This window comes from Peribacillus sp. FSL K6-1552 (assembly GCF_038005205.1).
Classification (GTDB): domain Bacteria; phylum Bacillota; class Bacilli; order Bacillales; family DSM-1321; genus Peribacillus; species Peribacillus butanolivorans.
This window is the reverse complement of record NZ_JBBOST010000001.1, coordinates 2185230-2207824: the sequence shown is the minus strand read 5'-3', so window position 1 is coordinate 2207824 and position 22595 is coordinate 2185230. Positions and strand designations below refer to the sequence as shown.

At 37.9% G+C, this 22595-nt stretch carries 21 protein-coding genes and 1 pseudogene; all 22 read right to left on the bottom strand.

All coding sequences use genetic code 11. From position 1 onward, the window contains the following. Positions 1 to 84: 84 nt before the first annotated feature. Complete coding sequence (locus tag NST21_RS10750; protein WP_053345543.1) at positions 85 to 489, bottom strand: PaaI family thioesterase; 405 nt, start codon at positions 487 to 489, stop codon at positions 85 to 87. Positions 490 to 593: 104 nt separating this feature from the next. Then, positions 594 to 1778, bottom strand: a complete 1185-nt coding sequence (locus tag NST21_RS10745; protein WP_340889066.1) for a thiolase family protein — start codon at positions 1776 to 1778, stop codon at positions 594 to 596. 167 nt (positions 1779 to 1945) lie between these two features. Further along, positions 1946 to 3094, bottom strand: a complete 1149-nt coding sequence (locus NST21_RS10740) for an acyl-CoA dehydrogenase family protein (protein WP_056523471.1) — start codon at positions 3092 to 3094, stop codon at positions 1946 to 1948. A gap of 108 nt (positions 3095 to 3202) precedes the next feature. Further along, on the bottom strand, positions 3203 to 4372 hold the full coding sequence (locus NST21_RS10735) for a thiolase family protein (protein ID WP_340889065.1): 1170 nt from the start codon (positions 4370 to 4372) through the stop codon (positions 3203 to 3205). A gap of 119 nt (positions 4373 to 4491) precedes the next feature. Next, positions 4492 to 5763, bottom strand: coding sequence for an MFS transporter (locus tag NST21_RS10730; RefSeq protein WP_056523475.1), 1272 nt, complete (start codon positions 5761 to 5763; stop codon positions 4492 to 4494). A 232-nt stretch (positions 5764 to 5995) separates the two neighbouring features. Further along, the gene (locus tag NST21_RS10725) at positions 5996 to 7609 is read right to left on the bottom strand and encodes a long-chain-fatty-acid--CoA ligase (protein WP_445670502.1); all 1614 of its coding nucleotides are present in this window, start codon (positions 7607 to 7609) and stop codon (positions 5996 to 5998) included. Positions 7610 to 8163: 554 nt separating this feature from the next. Beyond that, a complete protein-coding gene (locus tag NST21_RS10720; RefSeq protein WP_340892498.1) occupies positions 8164 to 8295 on the bottom strand; it encodes a thiolase family protein in 132 nt (43 codons plus the stop codon). Beyond that, positions 8296 to 8724: an SRPBCC family protein gene (locus NST21_RS10715; protein WP_340889061.1), complete on the bottom strand. Its 429-nt coding sequence runs from the start codon at positions 8722 to 8724 to the stop codon at positions 8296 to 8298. It abuts the gene before it with no gap. 263 nt (positions 8725 to 8987) lie between these two features. Next, positions 8988 to 10778: an adenine deaminase C-terminal domain-containing protein gene (locus NST21_RS10710; RefSeq protein WP_340892497.1), complete on the bottom strand. Its 1791-nt coding sequence runs from the start codon at positions 10776 to 10778 to the stop codon at positions 8988 to 8990. Positions 10779 to 10980: 202 nt separating this feature from the next. Beyond that, positions 10981 to 12561: a benzoate-CoA ligase family protein gene (locus tag NST21_RS10705; RefSeq protein WP_340889060.1), complete on the bottom strand. Its 1581-nt coding sequence runs from the start codon at positions 12559 to 12561 to the stop codon at positions 10981 to 10983. Positions 12562 to 12651: 90 nt separating this feature from the next. Beyond that, entirely contained in the window at positions 12652 to 14130 is a 1479-nt protein-coding gene (locus NST21_RS10700; protein ID WP_340889059.1) for an aldehyde dehydrogenase family protein, read from the bottom strand. Positions 14131 to 14280: 150 nt separating this feature from the next. Next, entirely contained in the window at positions 14281 to 15072 is a 792-nt protein-coding gene (locus tag NST21_RS10695; RefSeq protein WP_340889057.1) for a 3-hydroxyacyl-CoA dehydrogenase family protein, read from the bottom strand. Beyond that, positions 15065 to 16093: pseudogene (locus NST21_RS10685) on the bottom strand (3-hydroxyacyl-CoA dehydrogenase family protein). Before NST21_RS10685 ends, NST21_RS10695 begins: the two are co-directional and overlap by 8 nt. Beyond that, complete coding sequence (locus tag NST21_RS10680; RefSeq protein ID WP_057217664.1) at positions 16083 to 16733, bottom strand: Phenylacetic acid catabolic protein; 651 nt, start codon at positions 16731 to 16733, stop codon at positions 16083 to 16085. The pseudogene NST21_RS10685 and the gene NST21_RS10680 overlap by 11 nt, the downstream one beginning before the upstream one ends. Position 16734: 1 nt before the next feature. Next, on the bottom strand, positions 16735 to 16965 hold the full coding sequence (locus NST21_RS10675) for a hypothetical protein (RefSeq protein WP_340889054.1): 231 nt from the start codon (positions 16963 to 16965) through the stop codon (positions 16735 to 16737). After that, a complete protein-coding gene (locus NST21_RS10670) occupies positions 16962 to 17288 on the bottom strand; it encodes a metal-sulfur cluster assembly factor (RefSeq protein ID WP_340889051.1) in 327 nt (108 codons plus the stop codon). The genes NST21_RS10675 and NST21_RS10670 overlap by 4 nt, the downstream gene beginning before the upstream one ends. Next, positions 17289 to 18227: a Phenylacetic acid catabolic protein gene (locus NST21_RS10665; protein WP_340889050.1), complete on the bottom strand. Its 939-nt coding sequence runs from the start codon at positions 18225 to 18227 to the stop codon at positions 17289 to 17291. A gap of 147 nt (positions 18228 to 18374) precedes the next feature. Further along, positions 18375 to 19355: an MBL fold metallo-hydrolase gene (locus NST21_RS10660; protein WP_340889049.1), complete on the bottom strand. Its 981-nt coding sequence runs from the start codon at positions 19353 to 19355 to the stop codon at positions 18375 to 18377. 2 nt (positions 19356 to 19357) lie between these two features. Beyond that, positions 19358 to 20137, bottom strand: a complete 780-nt coding sequence (locus tag NST21_RS10655) for an enoyl-CoA hydratase-related protein (protein WP_340889046.1) — start codon at positions 20135 to 20137, stop codon at positions 19358 to 19360. A gap of 17 nt (positions 20138 to 20154) precedes the next feature. Continuing rightward, positions 20155 to 21036: a PaaX family transcriptional regulator gene (locus NST21_RS10650; protein ID WP_056523501.1), complete on the bottom strand. Its 882-nt coding sequence runs from the start codon at positions 21034 to 21036 to the stop codon at positions 20155 to 20157. A 96-nt stretch (positions 21037 to 21132) separates the two neighbouring features. Continuing rightward, entirely contained in the window at positions 21133 to 21561 is a 429-nt protein-coding gene (locus tag NST21_RS10645) for an acyl-CoA thioesterase (RefSeq protein ID WP_057219234.1), read from the bottom strand. Positions 21562 to 21647: 86 nt separating this feature from the next. Next, positions 21648 to 22451, bottom strand: coding sequence for an enoyl-CoA hydratase/isomerase family protein (locus NST21_RS10640; protein ID WP_340889045.1), 804 nt, complete (start codon positions 22449 to 22451; stop codon positions 21648 to 21650). Positions 22452 to 22595: the final 144 nt, after the last annotated feature.

Genomic DNA, 22595 nt, shown 5'->3' with positions numbered 1-22595 from the left:
TTGGCTCTTCTTTATTAAACCTTTATTAGTGATTCTTGACTATCACTTTAACCTGAATTTCGTTGACAATCGAACATACCATTTTCATTTATCACGAATTAGTTTAAATATCCCAGTGCCTTTTGCAATAATATTGCCTTTGGAATCTTTAATTTCTCCCTCTGTAAAGGCAATTTTGTACCCTTGTTGAAGGACTTTTGCTTCCGCAAATAATTCTCCTGATGACATACTGGCTAGATAATGGACCGTTAAGCTTGTCGTCACAACTTTAGATTTAGTCACAGTACGAGTCACCATTCCAAGAATAGTATCCAGCATGGTAGCATGAATACCTCCGTGCAGTGTTCCATTTACATTGAGTAAATGTTCTTCGATATTAAGCTTTAAAAGAACATTCCCTTCTTCAAATCGAACGATTTCAAACCCTATATGTGAAAAGAATGAACTACTTTCGAATAGGTTGCGAATATCCTCCACTTTAACAGGCAAAATGTCACTTCTCCTCTCTAGTTCCCTTGTTATTACATCCTTCTAACTTATGTACCGAAAGGAGAAGAAACATAATGAGTTTCTACTCCTTTAATGGACATTCTTTAAATCGTTTCGATCAAAATGGCCATTCCTTGGCCGCCGCCTACACAAAGGGTAGCAATTCCATATCTTTCTTGCCTGCGAATCATTTCATGTATTAATGTTGTCACGATACGGGCACCCGTTGATCCAACTGGATGGCCGAGTGCTATAGCGCCTCCATTAACATTGACCTTGTTTTCATCAAGGCCTAGCTCCCGAATCACTGCCAATGCCTGTGAGGCAAACGCTTCATTTAATTCGAAAAGGCCAATTTCTTCTACTTTTTTCCCGGTGCGTTCCAATAGTTTCCCAACGGCTGGCACCGGACCGATACCCATCACTTCAGGAGAAACCCCCGCAGTCGCCCAGTCTACAATCTTTGCAATTGGTTTTAATTGTAACCGTGTAGCCTCACTCGCCTTCATTAATACCAATGCCGAAGCTCCGTCATTTCGACCACATGCATTTCCAGCGGTAACCGTTCCATTTTCTTTGAATGCCGGCTTTAAGTTTGCAAGCTTTTCACTAGTGGTGTCAGGGCGAGGATATTCATCTTTTTCAATTGTAATCGTACTCTTCCTATCAATAACCTGGACAGGAACTATCTCATCCTTAAACTTTCCTTCTTCCATCGCTTTAGCCGCTCTTCGTTGGCTTCCAACAGAAAAAGCATCTTGTTCTTCCCTAGAGACCTTGTATCGTATTGCGACATTTTCAGCTGTGATCCCCATTCCTAAGTTTTCTCCGTAAATTTCTTGAGGTTGCTGTCCAGCTTCAGTATTTGAATCTACAAGTTTAGTCCGGTCTCCACCAAAACGAGCACTTCTTAAATAAATTGGTGAACGGCTCATATTTTCCGTGCCGCCTGCAACGACTATATTAGCTTGCCCAGAGCTTATTTGCTGTGCAGCTGAAGTGATGGCCTGCATTCCTGATGCACATAATCGATTCACTGTAAAAGCGGGTGCAGAATCAGGGATTCCTGAACGAAGTGCTGCCACTCTCGCGACATTGGACGATTCGGTCGTTTGTCTAACCTCTCCCAAGATAACTTCATCGACCTGTTCAGCCTCTATATTTGCCCGTTTGATCGCTTCTTTGATGGCAATACTCGCCAAATGACCCGAACTAATTTCTTTAAACGCACCTCCGTATCGTCCAATTGGTGTTCGGACAGCGCTCACGATTACAATATCTTCTCCCATTTCGTTCTCCCCCTTGAAATTTTAATGTGCATATGTACAGGTTTATCTGCCACTACGCATCATCCGTATTTCTCACTGGCTTCAGTAATATACTTTTACCGTTTTAGCAGAACCCTAACTCCTTACTCTTTAATGCTTAAGTCCATGATTTCCGAGACAGAAGACGCTTAGCACACTTCCAATATATTCCTAGCAATAATTAAACGTTGAATTTCATTTGTTCCTTCATAAATCTTCGTAATGCGGGCATCCCGATAAAAACGCTCAACTGGATATTCCGCCATATACCCCATACCCCCGTGAATTTGAACAGCCTTATCCGCTACTCGATTAAAAACGTCAGAAGCAAATAGTTTTGCCATTGATGCTTCCTTAATCACCTTTTTCCCTTCATCAATCTTTTGCGCCGCCATCATCGTTAACGCTCTTGCCGCTTCTGTTTCCGTTGCCATGTCTGCAAGCATCCATTGAATTGCCTGGTTGTCTGCAATTGGTTTGCCGAATTGAATACGCTCTTTCGCATATTTAGCAGATAATTCAATTAATTTACCGCATGATCCAACCGCTCTTGCTGCCAGACCGACACGCCCTTCACCTAAGATTTTAAGTGCTGACATATACCCCATTCCAACTTCACCAATTACGTTTTCTTCAGGAATGATACAATCTTCGAAAATAACTTGGGATGTATACGATCCTCTTAATCCCATTTTCTTGTCCTTTTTACCGACAGTTAAGCCAGGAAAATCTCTTTCTATTAAAAATGCAGTAATTCCGCCTTTTGCACCCTTTTCTTTATCGGTTAAGGCAAATACCGTATAGACATCAGCAATCGGCCCATTAGTGATGAAATGCTTCGTTCCGTTCATAACCCAATAATCTCCCTTTTTCACTGCGATTGTTGCCAAATTTGTTGCATCCGATCCTGCTCCGGGTTCAGATAGAGCAAAGGCGGCAATTTTGTTACCAGCTGCCATTTCAGGCAAATATTTATTTTTCAAATGTTCGGATGCAAGCTTAACTAGACCTGTGCTTCCAATCCCGGTGTGAGCACTAATTAATGAAACAAAACCATTATGTGTTCTTCCTAACTGCTCTAAAACGGTAGCCTTTTCTACCGCATTTAAGCCAATTCCACCGTATTGTTCAGGAATGCTTATCCCGAATAAACCGAGTTCTTTGGATTTTTCAACTAAATGCTGTGGGATGGCATCTTCTTCTTCAATTTGTTGTGCGTAAGGCTCTACTTCCTTTTCAACAAAATTACGAATCATATTCTTCATTTGCAGCATTTCTTTATTTAAAGTAATCGTCATAATTCATACTCCTCCTTAGGTTTGCTCACTTAACTGACTACTAAGATTAAGATCGAAACAATCACATTTTATACGAATTTTTCCTGGATAGTGATAAGCAAAAAATCATCAATCACTTTCAATAATCGTAGCAATTCCCTGCCCACCTCCAATGCAAGCTGTAATAAGAGCATATCTTCCGCCAGTTCGCTTCAATTCATAGGCCGCTTTCGTAATTAGGATTGCACCTGTAGCACCAAGTGGATGTCCGTGGGCGATGGCCCCGCCATTCACATTCACTTTTGCAGGATTCATATCAAGCTCCCGGTTACAAGCAATCACTTGAGCTGCAAAGGCCTCATTTATTTCAATAATGTCCATATCATTTAACGAAAGTCCTGACTTTTCCATTACCTTTCTTATAGCGGGAACAGGTCCGATTCCCATAATGTTTGGATCTACACCTGCAACAGCATGTGCTCTAATTGTTGCTAACGGCTTAGTCCCCAATTTTTCTGCTTTCTCCCTAGACATTATGACCAGGGCAGATGCGGCATCATTTAACCCTGAACTATTGCCAGCGGTCACGGATCCACCTTCTAAAAACGCTGGAGATAATTTTGCTAGCCCTTCTTTAGTTATATGCGGTCGTGGATGTTCATCAAACTTGAATTCGATAGGCTCTCCCTTTCTAACTGGAATGCTCACTGGAACAATTTGCTCATTAAAACGGCCCTCTTCCATTGCTCTGGCCATTTTTTTCTGGCTTTGGAAAGCGAATTCATCTTGTTCTTCTCTGCTGACCTCATATTTTTCAGCTAAGTTTTCAGCGGTTATTCCCATTGGCGGATCACCGATTTCTTTTGGAGACAACTGTGATTTTCTGAACTTCGGGGGCATTGAACTATATATTTTTTCTGGACGATCCATCAAGTAAGGCGCCCTGCTCATACTTTCAACGCCACCTGCGATATAAACTTCTCCATCACCAGCCCAGATTGCCTGAGCAGCTAGATTGACAGCATTAATTCCTGATCCGCACTGACGGTCAATAGTCAGGCCGGGCAGCTGAATAGAAAGGCCTGTTTGCAGCGCGGTTAACCTGGCGATGTTTCCACCGCCGCTTAAAACATTCCCCAAAATAACATCATCGACCATTTCAGGATTTACATTCGCTCGTTTTAAAGCTTCTTTTATCACCTCAGCACCAAATACGTGGGTGGGAACTGACGCTAGTTCGCCTCCTTGTTTCCCAATTGCTGTTCGTACTGCTGAAACAATGACCGCATCTCTATTCATTTCTCCATCCGCTCCTTTTTCTTTGTAATTCAACCCTTTTCATATCAAGGCTTTCAAGAAAAATAACCTGTCATTTATTTTCATTAGTATCATTTTATAATCAGCTATTGAGACCAAGCTTATGAGGATTTAAGATTATAGTCTTTCTGTTCATCTTTATTCCCTTTTGATTTAGACGGTTTTACAAATATGGCAAATAGTATGCCAAAAGCCAAAACAAGTATGGCCATGAACAAAATAGATAAGTTATAGCCCAATATTTTATTTCCTCCAGCTAAACCTATGATATAGCCGGTTAAAAGAGGAGCAATAATCCCTGCTATGTTACCTGATGAAGTTAAAATACTTGTCATCAATCCACCGCGTTCACGCATCTCATTTATCATAATCGTTGGGCCTATTGGTAATATGGCATATGTAAGGCCCTTTGCTAAACACATCGCAAGAATCACCCAAATTGGATTTTGAAAAACCATGATTGATGAAAAAAATATTGCACCCAAGATCATTGCACCAGCTACAACGAATACTCTTGATGACCGCCAATTTTGATTTTTCTTAAATAAATAATCAGACAGCATAGAAACACCCATATAAATACAAACGGAAACGACTCCGATTATTGCCACACTCGATCCCATCTGACCGGGTGTCATCTTAACGGCTTCCACTAAATAAATAGGCAGCCACACTGAAAACCAAACAACAAGAATATAGGTTGAAAAGTAAGCGAGGGTAGTAAATAAAGCAGTAGGTGACGCTAGAAGCACCAGGAAATCTTTCACTTTAATTTTCTCTAGTTTTTCTTTCTTTTTCTTCTGTACATTTTCATAAACTTCAACAGGATTTTCCTTTGTTAAAAATTGAAATAGGAAGAACCAAACAAGACTTGCTACACCAAGAGCGGCAAAGGCAACCTTCCATCCGAAAATGGTAATTAAAGAAACGAGGATTGGTGCAACAATCATCGCCCCAACAGTTCCCCCGCCAACCACTACCGAATTAGCAAACCCTTTTAGTTTGGGAGGAAACCACTTATCCGCATGACTGTAAGCAACTGGGCTATACGGCCCTTCAAATGCACCTAGTAAAATTCTGTAGAGAATCAGAAACGGCAACGCTGCAATGGCCAAAACCCCGAATTGCAAAACCGTCCATGTCAGCATGATGAATCCAAGTACTTTTTTTGCCCCAAGCCGATCCGCCCACGCTGCCCCGAAAATACCTGTTACTGGATATAGCCAATAATAACTACTTCCGACAAGTCCCCACTCAGCATAAGAAAGATCAAATTCTTTCATGATAGGTACAGCTGCAAGTCCGATGATTGATTTATCAGCAAAGTTAATAACGGCACCAAAGAATAATAGAATGAGAACAACCCAACGCATTTGAATTCCTCTTTTCTTTTTGTGTGTTCACACACTTCGAATTTAATCTAATAATTGATTCTTTAATTAATACTAAACGAACTACTTTCATCATCTGTTCTCCCAATGACAACGTCTTCTTTCCCCTATCTTTCTGAATGAATACCTTATAAAATGACTTTAAATCGTGGGAGTATACAAAATATGCATGTTGGATCCCGTTCTGCTACTCTTTCAAACTATGCATTCTTCCTTAATCACTTTTCTCCTCCTTTTCAAGTTCTTCTTTAATAAGCAATCTTTTTAAAAGTTTTCCGACTGTGTTCCGCGGCAGTTCTTTTCTAATTTCAAATTCTTTTGGCACCTTGTAGGGGGTCAACTGGGAATAGCAATATCCTTCTATTTCATCAAGATCAATGGAGGCGTTTTCTTTCGGTACAATAAATGCTTTTACTACCTCACCTATTTCTTTATGAGGTATACCCACCACAGCAGCCTCTTTAATAGTCGGATGTTCATATAGAACTCCTTCCACCTCTTGGGGATAAATATTAAACCCGCTTACAATAATCATTTCTTTTTTTCTCCCGACAATATAGAAATAACCTTCTTCATCCATCACAGCGAGATCACCAGTGTATAGCCAATCATTTTGTAATGCCTTTTTTGTTTCAGATTCATTATTCCAGTAACCTTTCATAATTTGCGGGCCTTTTATAAGCAATTCTCCAACACCTGTGTTTGGAACTTCATTATTATCATCATCAATAATCAAACAGTCTGTGCCTGGAAAGGGAATGCCAATGCTTCCTATTTTCCTTTTCCCAAAGGGTGGATTACGGTGAGTGGATGGAGAAGCTTCTGATAAACCAAAGCCTTCACCAATTTTGGCACCGGTCAGCACCTCAAATCGCTTCATTACCTCAACTGGAAGTGGAGCTGATCCGCAAGAACAATTTCTTAAACAATCCAGTCCATAGTTTTCGATTTCCGGGTGATTGACAAAAGCGTTATACATCTTTGGAACTCCTGGAAAAAAAGTAGGACGATACTTTTTAATGTTATCAAGTACATTTTGGACCTCGAATTTAGGAAATAATAGAATAGAGGCTCCAATATAGATACCTAGATTCATTGCACTTGTCATTGCATAAACATGATATAGAGGTGTCGATGCCAAGACGATTTCTTCACCTGGTATCATTGAATCCCCGTACATTTCAAAGCTCTGTACAACGTTGGAGGTCAAGTTATAATGAGTAAGCATAACCCCCTTCATCTTCCCAGTGGTACCACCGGTGTATTGAATAACAGCAGTATCTTCATAGGGATTTATACATTCAGGCTTTTTAATTGCTTCTCCAAATTCAATCATTGAACGAAGAGAATGAGAGTCATTTTGTTCGACATCTGTATTAATGCAAGCTACAAAGTCATATATCCCTTTCGTTTCTTCTACTGTATTCGCAGCAGTTTGATCAAACACAATATATTTAGCATTTGAGTCTATTAAAATTTGCAATAGTTCTCTCGGTTTATACATTGGATTCAGCTGTACAACAATAAGCCCAAGCGCCTGAGCTGCGTAATAACTGACAATAAAATAAGGATGATTGGCCATCATCAGACCAATTCGTTCTCCTTTCACGAAACCCAACTCTTTCCATTTCCCTGCAAGTTTGTCTACCTGCAATTTCAGATTTTTATAGTCTATTAAATTGTCTTCAAAAATAATGGCTGTATGATCAGGAAACTTTTTGGCTGTTTTATCAAGTAGTGTATAGACGGATATTTCCGGTAGCTGTAAGAACTTCATTCTTTCTTCATACCATTGCTTCCATGGTTGAGTTACTGTTTTTCGCACCATTTATCCCTCCTCTTAGTAACAAATCTTCATATTTTTCCATTTTCGATTTATACTTATTTATCAATGCAACTTGCATGCCAAGACATATATAGGTGTAAACAGCTTGATTTTACGAAATGAGTCAATTCATTAATGAATTTTATTCTCTTAAAAAGCCTTACTTTTAAGGATTCATGTAAAAACCAATAATTCATTTTTGAATTTTTAATAGAGTTAAGAATATTTCTCAATAGATTAGGGTGGGATTTTTCGGAATCCACGAGTTTCATCCTTCTTTTTTCCTTATACAAATTTTTGTTTTTCTTATGAGTCATATTTTTCTCATTCAGAGTAGAAAAACCCCATCCAACTGGGCAAGGATGGGATTTTCAATCTTCTAGAAAGCATACAATTCTATAGCAGCACTGATTATACCTGTAATTGCTTTTGAATAATAAATGAGGCAATATAGAAGTCTTATTCTGAGGCTGCACCTGAAATTGGTATAGTTATACTTACTCAACTACCGCCGACATTTAGAATAATCACAAAACAAACAATTGAAATCTCTAGAATCAATCGCCAGTTTTTTGCCGCCTTTGGCTTTCCAATGCAAATGCATCATGAGCTTTACGGGAAATATGATATGTTTCTGCTACGTTTTCTGCTGTCCTTCTATAAAATACATTTTCTGTTGTATATCTTATTTATCCTTGATGCCACACACCTGGTTTTTTTCCTTCCACATATTGCTTAAGAATGTACATAAGTGAACCCCAAGTTGTATTAATCATCGCATATGGTCCTTCCATTGACTCCCATCCAGAATGATTAAAGTTTACAACCGTCGCTCCGTTTTCATTTACATTCAAATCAAAACGAATTTTTGTACCTTTCCATCCTGGCATATCATGTTGAGCTGTCCATACTACCAACTTACCTGGTTCAAGCTGATCAATGTGCATTTGGAAAATAGCTTTACGATTGTAAAAGCTAAATTCAGCAATGCTTCCTACTTGAGGTTCAGCTTTAGCATCTGTTGTCCACCACCCCTTAAATCCTTCAGTTGTGGTAATGGCTTCGTATACTTTTTCATCAGGCGCGTTTATCATAATTTGATGTGGCATGTTAATCATCATTTATCCTCTTTTCTTCTTTTAGTTTTATAATTAGTTCTAAGATTGAGCTTTATTCCACTCTTTGATACGAGAATTTATAACGTTAACAATACCTCAATATTAAAAAGCCGAATTCCTCACTGATATCACTGAGAAATACGGCTTTCGTTACTTAACAATGGCGCCCTTTTGTACGGGTAAATGAATTCTGCTTTCATTTAATTAAGTTACTAGTTTTATTTACTTCTCAAGAACCTATTTAAATCATCATCTTGTCTAACTTAAGCTTTAATTTCGTTTGATAAGTAAGTCATGGGTATGGAAGGTACCAAGATTTTATCAGTTTTTACTTCGTATAACCCAAAGGGAACTAAACGGAGCCCCGGAAGAAAATCACAAGTTAAAAACAATAAAGTATATAAAATGTCATGGAAAGGAAATCCTCGTGCTTGGAGTGCCGATAATAATTTATCATTAAATTCTACTGCCTTATCAAAGGAGGGATCAGTGGTCATCATACCGGTTAGCTGTAAAGGGATTTCAAGAATGATTTCCTCACCATCAACTATTACCACACCACCACCCATTTCATAAACACGTGCAGCAGCTTTAGCCATAGCTTCCGGGTTTCTACCGATGGTAAGCAAGTCAGTAGTTGTATTAAAGGTTGAGGCCATCCCATCCAAATTAATCGCAAACTTTTCTAATATTCCTTTTGTCACCCACTCCCCATTTCTATGGATTAGAGTTGCATACATAAGACCTTCTTGATCTGTTAGATCTACAAATCCATTCCTAGTTGGAAGCTCCAAATCTTTTCGTTGAGTTATTACATTACTTCGAAAAAAAATAACCGGCACTGAGTTGCTTGAAGATGTTTCTGGGTAAATATACAAGTCTGGGTTTTCTAAAATCTCTCTTGAAAATGTAAATGGTTTTTCAGATAAATATTTACTCCAATCAATATCAGGCATCTGTATGGTTAATTTACCCTTTTCAGCCACTATTTCTCCGTTTGAGATTACTAAATCCGGACGGAACTGGTCGAGGTCAGGCAACAATAAAATATCAGCTTTTTTTCCTGGAGCTATTCCCCCAATATAATCGTCCTGCTTGAGATATGTAGCTGCATTAATGGTTACCATTTGAATTGCTTCCATAACGGGGACTCCTAGTTCCACCGCTTGCCTTACTAGTCCATCAACAAATCCTTCTTTTTCAATAAAAGATGGATGCGGGCCATCTGTTGTCATTAAGATTCTGCTCGTACTTACATTTCCCTCTGTAATCAGCTTGATTATATTTGACAAATCTGGACGCAGCGAACTATTTCGAAGTACTGTCCACAATCCCAAACGTAAACGGTCCAAAGCCTCTTCCGCTGTTATAGCTTCATGACAGGCACTAATTCCAGAAGCTGCTATCGAATTTAATTTTTCATAAGAACACCCGGCATTATGTCCATCAGATACTTTTCCCATCTTTTTCGCTGCATCTATAATGTCTAATAAGACTGGGTCCCCATTGTATAATAACGGCCAGCGCGTCACTTCTGCTGTTCCAAGGACATTTTCTAGCGAAAGTAGGTCAATAATATCCTTTTGGTTGAACCATTCTCTTTCCCCTGGGAATATGGCCTGTGAAACTAATCTAATCAACCAAAAAAAGTTCCCTGGTAATTTCTCTAAATCGTCTACAAGTTGTTTAAACCCTAAGGCACCCATGTGTAAATAAAAAAACAAATTATCATTTACAGTCGTCGTGGTTCCCAACGGCAATACCTTTTCTGTAACACTTACCGGATTGTATACAACCCATGGATGTGCATGAGTTTCGATAAATCCTGGAGACACGTACAAACCATTGGCATCAATTACAGTGGTGTCGTCATTTATGGTTACTTCATTTTCCCCGACATATGCAATGCAATCTTTATACAAAGCAATATTTTGCTTTAGGAATTCACCAGAATACACATTAATCACTGTTCCGCCTTTAATTAACATATCAGCGGGGCGTTTCCCTTGCGCCACTTCAATTAATTCATCTCTCAGTGCTCTTGTTTTCACTATTCTTCGCCCCCCATCCATATTTTAAGATTCTTTAGATTCGTTTAAAATAATTCTGCTAATGGAAAACTACGGTTGAATATCAAACACACAATGATACGCTTCTGCGTTGCTCCAGACTCTAGAGCAAACTTGACCAGCTTTTATCAAAGGTTAATCATTACTTTTTTCTGTTTAGGTTTTACACTTTGATAATTAACTTGTTTCAGCCTCTTAATTTAAATCTTTGAATTTTTCCAGTTGTAGTTTTTGGCAACTCATTCACGAATTCAATGACACGGGGATATTTATATGGTGCCAACACCTTTTTGATAAATCCTTTAAATTCAAGTTTCAGTTCTTCCTTCGGTTCGACACCAGCTTTTAATACAATATAGGCTTTTGGTTTAATTAAATTATTTTCGTCATTTACCGCGACAACAGCAGTTTCTAATATATCAGGATGAGATAAGAGAGCGTTTTCAATTTCTATTGGCGATACCCAGATTCCATTCACTTTCATCATGTCATCAATTCTGCCGGCATACCAATAAAAACCATCTTCATCCTTAAAATATTTATCTCCCGTCACAAGCCAATCACCAATAAATTTCTTTTTATTTTCTTCATTAAGATTCCAATACGATGCCGCAATACTTTCACCCTTAATTAAAAGATCTCCTACTTCATTCACTGCTGCTTCCTGACCATCTTCATTCACAATTTTAGCTTCATAACCTGGAACAATCTTTCCCGTGCTCCCTTGCCGAATTTGATTAACTTGATTAGACAGATATATATGAAGAGATTCCGTTGAGCCTATTCCGTCGATAATATCTAAATTAAAAACATTCTTCCATTGTTCTATATAAGAGGCAGGCAACGCCTCTCCAGCAGATACGCAAAGTCTTATCGAAGAGAGATCATAGTTTTTTTTCGTCTTCTCAAGGTAATTGAGCATAGATCCATACAAGGTAGGAACCCCAAAAAAGATGGTAGGACGATACTTTTCAATCGTCTCAAACACTTTCTCTGCAGTTGGTCGGTCCGGCATTAAAACAGTAGTAGCTCCGGCTCCAAGCGGAAAATACATCCCGTTTCCCAAACCATAGGCAAAGAAAAGCTTTGAAGCAGAAAAAGTAATGTCATTTTCAGTGATCTGTAAAATATTTTTGGCGTAATTTTTAAAGGCTTCTTCCATATCTGTTTGAAGATGAATCACACCCTTTGGCTCACCCGTACTGCCTGATGTATAAAGCCAGAACGCTTGATCATTAATATTGCTATAACAGGGAGGCAATACTTTATCTTTGCCCTTTATTAGATTTTGAAAGGAGTGTTCATCTGCTTCCTTCAAGGGTTGATTTTCCTCGTCAACTAGGATTACATGTTTTAAGAAGAGTAAACGGTTCTTAATAACTTTTAATTCTTCCCAGCGTTCACAAGTTGTAACCAACACTTTTGAACGACTATTATTCAATAGAAACTCATAATCCTTTAACGGTAAAAGTGTGTTGGCAGGAATAGGAATTGCTCCAACTTTAATTGCACCAAAGAAACTCATTATGAATTCTGGAGAGTCATGTAATAATAGTAAAACGCGCTGTTCCATCTCTATGTTTAACTCTTTTAAGGCAGCACCAAATTGGTTAGCAGATGTATCGATTTCTTGGTAGGTGTAAAAACGATCTTCATAATAAATCGCCGCTTTATCACCTCTGCCTACTTCTATATTTTTTTGAAAGAAATTATAAGAAGCATTATACCTCGCGCCCAAACCTCTAATTTTATGCTCGGTTTTTATCACACATATTTCCCTCCAATAACCTTAATAAATTTCCTGCCTTTTTCTAAAATCCTTTATTTTCTGATAAAAATTTTCCCACCTATTATTCTATTACAGACCAAACATATTTAACTGCTTTTCACCTACATATGAGACTACACTTTTCGTTTCAGTATATAAATCAAGAGTTTCAAGAGATAGTTCTCTACCAAAGCCTGACTGCTTATAACCTCCAAATGGAGTTCCAGGGAATGCAGAAATCGGGCTGTTAATCATCACAATCCCGGCGTTAATTTTTGCTGCTACCCGATTCGCTTTTGCATGGTTTGTTGTCCAAACTGCAGATGCTAAACCGTAAATCGAGTGGTTTGCCATTTCTATTGCTTCTTTTTCATTCGTAAATTTCATGACAACAACAACTGGACCAAATACTTCCTCTTGAGCAATTCTGCTTTCATTTGTGACATCACTAATAACAGTCGGTAAATACCAATAACCGTTTGCAAACTCCTTACCTTCAGGTCTGCTCCCTCCACAAAGAACGGTTCCTCCCTCTTCTACTGCAAGCTTTACATAGTCGTCTATTACTTTTTCATGACTTGAGGATATGACTGCCCCTACATGTGTTCCTTTGTCGAATGGATCACCGACTTTTAGTTGCTTCGTCTTTTCTACGAATCTATTTAAAAATTCCTCGTAAATCGATTCTTCTACAAAAATTCTAGAGCGAGCTTCACATGACTGTCCAGTATTATAAAAGATACTGTATAAAGATCCATTTACCGCATCTTCTATTTCTGTATCAGCAAAGATGATGCTTGGTGACTTCCCTCCTAATTCTAAAGTAACGCGTTTTAATGTCCCAGATGCTTTAGACATGATATCTTTTCCTGTTTCCGTCTCACCTGTGAAGGCAATTTTATTAATGCCTTCGTGCTCTGTCATGTATGGTCCAATTTCCGAACCGCTTCCAGTAATTACGTTCACAACTCCCGCAGGAACTCCCGCTTCTGTACATATTTCAGCAAGCAGGTACGCAGTAATTGGCGTGTAGCTAGCAGGTTTAAGAATCACTGTACAACCCGCAGCGAGTGCTGGTGCTATTTTCCAAGCCGCCATCATTAATGGATAATTCCAAGGTATAATTTGACCGCAGACACCTACAGGCTCTTTCAAGGTATAGTTGAAAAAATTATTCGGCATTGGATTTGTGCGTCCACCTGAAGTTAAAGCAACTCCTGCATAAAACTCGAAATCCTCAATGGCTTGAGTAACTTGACCTCTAGCCGCAGGAATGTTTTTACCTGTGTTCAAAATTTCTGCTTTTACAAGTTCATCAAATCTTTCGCGCATGATACTAGCGATTTTATTTAATACCTGTGCTCGTTTACTATGTGAAAAGCGACTCCATTTCCCTGTTTCAAATGCAATTCTTGCTGCAGTCACAGCGGTATCTACATCAGATTTGCTTGCTTTAGCTACCATTGATAATACTTCACCTGTTGCTGGATTATATGCTTCAAAAAACTCTCCTGATTCACTTTCAACCCATTCCCCATTTATATAAAGTTTGTAATAGTCTTTCAGCATGTAACTTTCCTCCTACTATCTTGTATATATATTGGCGCGGAGATTCAAAAACCAATTCGATTTCATATCTCAGTCACAGCATTCCATACTGTCAAAGGACTCCATTTCATCTGCCCCATAAATCTCACACACTGTCATTTTCATTGATTATCAGGTGGTAAAAGGTAGTTCTTTATTCTCTATTTGTGACAAGTTATATGACTTAATCTGCTGTTTGTAATTTTCATACCGGGCAAATGCCTCGACGTTCCAACCAGAAATAACAAACTTTCTTAACAATGGAGCTGGCCGATATCGTTCTTCCTGTAAATTATTGTATAACCCTTGTAAGACAGAATACACTTCATCAAGCCCAATACACTCTCCCCACTCTAGCGGCCCTTTGGGATAGTTTGTTCCAAGCTTCATTGCTATATCGATATCTTCCTTTATAGCTATTTTTTGCGTAAAAGCATAAAATGCTTCATTAATAATCATTGAAAGCACCCTTGGAAAAACTAGTCCTACTTGGTCTTTAACAAATTCCGTTTCTAATTCTACATTTTCAAGTTGTTTAGTAACCGCTTCCAAATTGTTCGTTTCCCCAGTTAACGGCAAAGTTAATTCAACCAGATTTTGAGAATCCAAGTCTGAAAAACAAGCAAATCCTACAATTTTCAAATGTCCATTTGTCCAATTAGGTACTTCTGTGCAGGTAACAGAAAGTACACTCGTTATAACAATTGAATGTTTATTTAAAACAAATTTTTCAAGTGCCTGAATTGTTTTTTTCTTGTTTCCTAGATTACCATGCTCTGTTTCCCAAATGAAATCAAAAAATTCTGTTTCACAATCGGCTAAGTGATCAGCAGTTTTAATTTTTGTCGAACCTTCAAAAATTTTATGAAGTCTGGCGGCCAATTGATTAGAGCCAACAATGAGCACCTTCTCGAAGCTACTCATATTTGTAAAACCCCTTTCCTGTTTTACGTCCAAGCCTGTTAGCTAGTATCATTTCTTTTTGTAAATAATGTGGTTTAAATCTACTCTCATTTTGAAAATTATCAAATAATGATTGCGTCGTATTGTAATTAATATCAATACCAATTAAATCTTGTAATTCAAATGGGCCCATTTTAAACCCGCCAGCCTTTTTCATGATTCGGTCAACTTTCTCATGTGTGGCTAGACCTTCATCGACAATTCTAAGGGACTCATTATAAAAAGAACGGGCAATTCTATTGACGATAAAGCCTGGTGTATCTTTACATATTACCGGCCTTTTCTTAATTTGGAGGAAAAGGTCTCTAGTTCTATCGATGGTGGTTTGATCAGTTAATTGACTTTTTACAATTTCAATGAGTGGCATTAGGGGTGCTGGATTAAAAAAATGAATACCAATCATTCTTTGAGGATGATTTAAATTGGCTGCAAATTCTGTAACTGAAAAAGATGACGTATTGGTTGCTAGAATTGTTTCAGGGTCGGAAACTGCATCTAACTTCTAGAATAATTCTATTTTTAAAGATTTAATCTCCGGTACAGCTTCAATAATTAAGTCTAAACCCGATAAATCAGTGAGTTTTGTACTCACCTTAAGGTTTCGATTCGCTGACTCTGCCTGCTCTGGGGTAATTTTACCCTTTACTTTCATTTTTTCGATATTAGTAATAATATTTCTAGAGTTTCTTTCAAGGATTTCGTCTTCTATATCATATAAAGTAACTGATAATCCACTTTGTAAAAAAGTCTGGGCAATTCCACTTCCCATTGTCCCCGAACCAACTACACCGACTGTTTGGATTCCTTGAGTTTTCTCAGGAGATGCATCAGCAGTTCCACTCCAACGTATACTTTCAAATACAGTTTTACAGTTCTGGCAATAGTACTGCCTAACTAGCTGTGCAGTGCCGAAGGATGAATATAACTCAACATTTTTCCCATCACAAAATGGACAAGTTGGTTTTTCCTTTTCACTGAGCATTTACAATTTCCTCATCCCTCAAGCTTGGGATCAATGCATTCTTATATGAATCAGCTAGATTACTATTTTTAAGAAGAACATCACTCTCAACAAGAACAATATTGTTTTCCACTTGCTTCAACCATGTAATGACTTCTTGTTCACAAAGCTTAAAAGCATTGACGAATCGAGCTGGTATAGATCCGCCATCATTTAGCAACTTGAGTGCCCAGCTTTTTGAGTACAAAATATGTTCTTCCTGTTCTTTTACTAATTTATTAAATTGCAGCCCTATATCACTGCTTTTCTGATGACTGGTTAAAGCGGTTATCAATATGTTAAGCGCTGTGTTCATACAGTAGAGTCCTGCAATAAGTGATATCCATTCCTCGATTTTAACTATGCTATCGAATGCTTTTCCTGTTTGTTCCTTCACATCATTTTTGTTACCTTTTCCACCTTTTAAATTCGCTCCCCAGTTATAGAGAAGGCGCGCATGTCCAAGCTCTGATTGCGCCATCGCAATCGCTGCAAGTGTTCCTTCTAAGTCAGGTCCGCTCACACCGACCTCGACAAGACGGTCTCCTAGGATAAATTTGTTATCAGCAATCGTTTCTATTAGAGTAATTAATTCATAATTGACATTTGTGGAATTCACCATATTAAACCACCCTTTTCTTAAAAAATGGTTCTACTTCTCTAATGCAAATCATATTTTCCCTCTTGACTATATACATTTCCACCCATTTTTCTTCGTCGTAAATATATCGTGCATAAACACGCGCCAACTCATCACTGCTGGCCTCGACGGTTCCAATATGCATTAAATCATCACCTCGATTAATTCTGGAAAACACATTATATTCAAACTGTTTACCTGCTTTATTATTCATCTAGAACTAACCCCCCAAGTCTTTAATTTTTGTTTACCTGCTTCACTCATTTGATCGACCGTCCAGGCAGGACTCCAAACCACTTCAATTTCCACTGTATTTATATTCTCTTCTTGAAGCAGTCGATTTTTGATATCGCTTTCAATCCATTGCATACACCCACAGCCTGTTGAAGTATAAGTCATCGTAACAAGCGCCTTATTTTCTTGTTTTTCTACCCCATAAATTAATCCCATATCAACAATGCTTATTGGAAATTCAGGATCAGTAACGTCTTGTAAGACATTGATAAGAACGGGATCTTTATAAAAAACCTTTTCCATCTAGATCGCCTCATTTCGATATTCTTCAAGTTGTTGATATCCTTTTTGAATTCGATTAACAAATTCCTGATTTTGCGGACCTCTCTGCTTAAAGCGCTGGATGACATTATCCCATGTATCTGGCTCATCATATTTCCATCGCTTATTTTCAACATCGAATTTACAAGGAAAGGGAACAAGCAAATCATATTTCCCAGTCTCTTCGTTGTATTGGGCCGGAACATTAAGTCCAAGAGATTCACAGAAAGGGATAGCCGTTGACATCCATTTTTGCCTTAGTTCATCATTTGTTTTTCCTTTCAACTTATAATCAAGCTGGGATGAACGACTTTTTAAGTTATCCGCTACACCAAAGAATTCCAGTGACATTATAAACATCCAATCAATTGCTTCTTGGACCTGCTTAGCCGTTTCCGGTTCTTTCATAGCTGCCTTCATGATAATTTCGCCGTTTCTCAAATGGAATAATTCCTCTTTATCTACTTTGACTAACGCACGTTTCCATGGTCCGTATGATGTATGCTGGTGTGCATCTCCCAAAAGGGTATAACCTGCACGGTCAAACAATCCATTAAACACACCGAGTTCAACCCAATTATTTAATTTAAAATCAAAGGCAAATGGGTTTTTCCACTTATTTGGCGGACGTTTGTATAACAAAGATTGAACATCTTCTCCTAAATCCTTTAATAACCTGTAGGCAATATGCGCATGCCCAATTTCATCCTGCATAACAGCAAGTGCTGTGATTTTGTAATTTAAATTAGGAGCATCTTTGTAAACAGTCAGAAGTGGTGGCACACTTAATAGCTCTGTATCCCCAACTATCATCAGAGTTTGTTTCAGTGCCTTTTTATAATTTTCATCCATATCTTCTAATCTCTCCACCACAAACCCAGATTGGACCTTGCTCATCAAATCATTCGCAGATATTGCCATATCTCCCTCTCCTATCATATTATGTTTTTTAAACTATCGTCTTATATAAGTAATATAATAATTTACTTTATATGGTTAGTCAATACTTTATCAGATTTTTCAGAAAACAAATAAACGAGATGTACATTAATACATCTCGTTTAATCCTTATAATTTATATTGGAACGTACCATTTGTTGAGATTTTATGAATTCTCTCTGATTCCACTAGATACTCCAGGTGTGCTAATGTTTCCGCAATGGCGAATCGCCACTGATGATCAGTAAGCTTTTTATGATGAAACAGCTTCTCTGTAATCTCAAAAGTTACTTGATTCGTTTCCAAAATGGTTAAAATAGTCGCTAAACGTTCCTTATGATGTACAATGATTTCCTTAGCTCTCTGTGCGAGATTTTCAATAGGTGTTCCATGGGCTGGATAAGCAATGCTTATATCTTGATCAACAAGGCAATGCAAAGTTGAAAAGTAACTAGCTAAGGGATTTTGATCAGAGTTGGGCCAAAGACTAATATTCGGAGTGATTCGATTCAAGACAACATCGCCTATTAACATAACTTTCTGACTTTCATGATAAAAACATAGATGTCCTTCAGCATGTCCACTATATTTATGGACGGCCCATCTTCCATCAGGACTATCTAATTGTGATTCATTGAAATTATTAATTTCGGGAAGTGGATTTACTTTATTTGAAAGAAACAATACGTTCTCTTTAACTTTCGTCAACAATGGCTCTGGAACAGCATGCTTTTGAAATAATTCATATGTAGCCTCAGCCTGCTTCGTGCTACCGCCAAAAACAGTTTTAATCATCTTAGCTTCTTCTTTGCTCATATATACATGTGCACCGGTTTTTTGTTGCATCCAACTAATTAATCCTGAATGATCAGGATGAAAATGAGTCAGGATAATCTTTGATATATCTGTTGGATTTATAGACAACTCTTCAAAGACTTCTTCCCAATACTGTTTCGCGTCTGTTGTTGGAAAACCAACATCAATTAATATGATTTCTTCTCTCGTGCGGAATATATAACAATAGACATACTTCATAGGGAACGGTACAGGTATCCCGATACGTGTTAAATAATCTGTTATTTGTTGATGATTTCCTGAAAGCACAGCCATTGTCAGGACCCCCTAAAAACTGGGTCCCGTTTTTCTTGAAAGGCGAGTAATGCTTCTTTTCGATCCCCAGTCCCTATTGTTAACTCATAGGCCTTTGATTCGATGGCAATCCCTGTTCGCAAATCAGTAGCATGCCCTTTATTAATTGCATATTTTGCTTGTTGGAGTGCAATCGAACTTTTTAGCAATATCGGCTCCAAGAATTCAAGTGTATAGGCCTCAAGTGACTCCTGGTCATCAAAGGTTTCGTCAATTAATCCAATATTTTTCGCCTCGATGGCATTAAGCTTTTTACCGCTATAAATAAGTTGCTTGGCTTTCGAAATGCCAATCAGCTTCGGTAAACGCTGTGTTCCGCCTGCGCCTGGAATGATAGCCCAGTTTATTTCAGTTAAACCAAGCTGCGCCTCCGATACCGCAAATCTAAAATCACAGACAAGGGCTAATTCCAAGCCACCTCCAAGTGCATATCCATTAATCATCGCTATTGTAGGCTGCGGCAAGTCTTCTATTCTATTAAAAACATCGCGAATTAGACAAACATTTCTTCGTGTCTCTTGCTCTGACAATGTTTTTCGCTCTTTCAAATCAGCTCCAGCACAAAAAGCTTTCATACCAGTTCCGGAAAAAACCACCGCTTTTATTGTTAAATCGTTACTTAAGGTCAGAACAATTTCATTCAATTCCTTTAACGACCCATAATCAAGACTATTTAGCTCTTCAGGTCGATTTAATATGACATAAGCGATACTATCTTTTTTTGTAACATAAACTTTTGGCATAAAACCTCTCCTCCTAATTAATCATGATAGATTTCTGAAAAAGGGTTGATTGCTTTCTCACGATTAACATAACCTGCTTTATCAGGCGGATATTCCATTATCGATTCAAAATATTTCACTGCTTTGACTGAAGTCAGTTGATGGATATTCCAAAACAACTCCCTAGCCTTTATTCCATGCCAATCATCAGGCAGTAAATCAAGCGGAAAACCGGGGTCCAGGAAAAGGAATTTCCGGTATTCATGTACAATCTTGGTTCGTTCATAAAAGCATTGCTCATTGGAAATGGTATCTTCCCAAACAGCCTGCTGCATGTCATGAAGCTTCGATTCATATTGCTGTATAAAGGTTAAATAGTTTTTGTTTATTTCTTTTAAATCCCAACAAGTGCGTAAAATCTCTTCATTAGTATGAGTGATGACTTGGCTCGAACTAAATACAATTAAATAGTCCTTTAAATCATATGTATCCATGAGGGTTAGCACTTGTTTTTCTAATGGATTAGGACTGACCCAAATACTATTAGACATAAGCCCGAAACCAGTCCAACTCAATTCCTTACGTACTTGATTTCGAAGCACACGTTTTTCCTCAGGAATTGAGTAGGTTACCACTCTCCATAAACCATCCCATTGATGATTCCTGATTGTATAAACACGTTTGACACCATCATCCATATTGCGCTTTCCTTTTGGTGTTAATGAATAATAGCTTTTATTGCCTATTTTCCGCCCAATTATTAGATCCTGCTGTACGAGTCGTAAAATGGCACCGCGTACAGATGATTCAGAAATACCAAAATGATTCATCATTTTAATAAGGGTGCCAATCCATACCTCCCCTCCATAAAATTGAACGAAATCACCAAAAAGAGTATACAATAATGACCTTGGTTTCATGTTGATTCTCCTGTTCTCATAAAGCCTTTTCTTCTTAATGTAATCTAAATTAGCTCAATTTTCAAACTTGTTAGAGGATTATCCAATATTAAACTATCATCTAACTTTCAATAATCTTTTAATATCTTCAGGAATTGGCACCGCCTTAAACTTATCGCCCTCAATAGAAGTCCAAGCGCGAATTTCATAGCCATGGCCAGTCCTTCTCTCTCCACAAAATACATCATGATGAAAACGAATTGTCTTCGTTTTCATTTCCTCCACATGGGTGTACACTGTCACTTCATCGTCATAGTATAGGGGATTTTCAAATGTACACTTTGCTTCTAGTAAAGGAATGATAATTTTTTTTTCTTCTTCTAAATATTTAGGACTCATATTTATCGAGCGAAAAAAATTATGACCTGCTAAATCGAACCATTTATAATAATTGGGATAATAGACGATCCCTGCTCGATCTGTATCACCCCATTGGATTTGAAATTTTGTTTCGTTTATGCGTCTTTTTAAATGAGTTTCTTCCATTATATTTTTCACCCTTTCTTTTAGCATTGGTATTAAAAAAGCAATATCGGCAGAAACCGATATCGCTTTTTCAAAGGGTAAATTTATTATTTACCTTTCCATTGTGGTTCACGCTTTTCAAGGAATGAAGCCAAACCTTCTTTAGCATCCTCAGAACGGAATAACAGATTTTGTATTTCTCCTTCGTAACGAATCGCCGCGTTTAATGGCATTTCTTTACCATTCATAATCGAAAGCTTGATATTAGTGACTGAATAACTTGCTTTACTGGCGACATTTTTGGCATATTCCAATGTTTTTTCACGAATTTCTTCTTGTGGGTAAACCCGGTCAACCAGACGAATTTCCTTAGCTTCCTGAGGTAAAATCGATTCTCCTGTGATATTCAAGTCGATTGCCTTTGAGTGGCCAACCAACCTAGCCATACGTTGTGTACCGCCTGTCCCAGCAAGGACCCCAAGGTTAACTTCTGGTAAACCAATTTTCCCTGCTTTATCACCCATAAAGCGTAGATCACAGCCCATCGCCATTTCCAAACCTCCACCTACTGTATGGCCTTCTAGGCAAGCAATCCAGATTTGCGGTGAACGAGCAATTTTATCAAGTGTTTCATTACAGAACAAGCAGAATTGTGTTTTAAAAACGGGATCAGCAGCTTTAAGGAAATTAATATCTGCCCCCACCGAGAAAAATTTAGGCATATCGCTCATTAACACAGCTACCTTCATTTCTGGATCAAAACGAATATCATCAATTGCCTCATTTAACTCTTTGTAAAAATCAAGTGTGTAAGCATTCGTCTTGTTAATATGAAGATGTACCTCTGCAACCCCAGTTTCTTTGTTCTTTTGGATTGTAAGCGTTCTCTTAGTTTCAACTGCTGTACTCATTCATCAACACTCCTTAGTTTTAGTATTACGTTTTATTTACTTCCGTTTATATTACATAATATACTATGGAATTTTCAGAATTGCAATTATTTTTGGTAAATTTTTTAAATTAATATATTTATTAAGATTTTTATACTGTTTTTT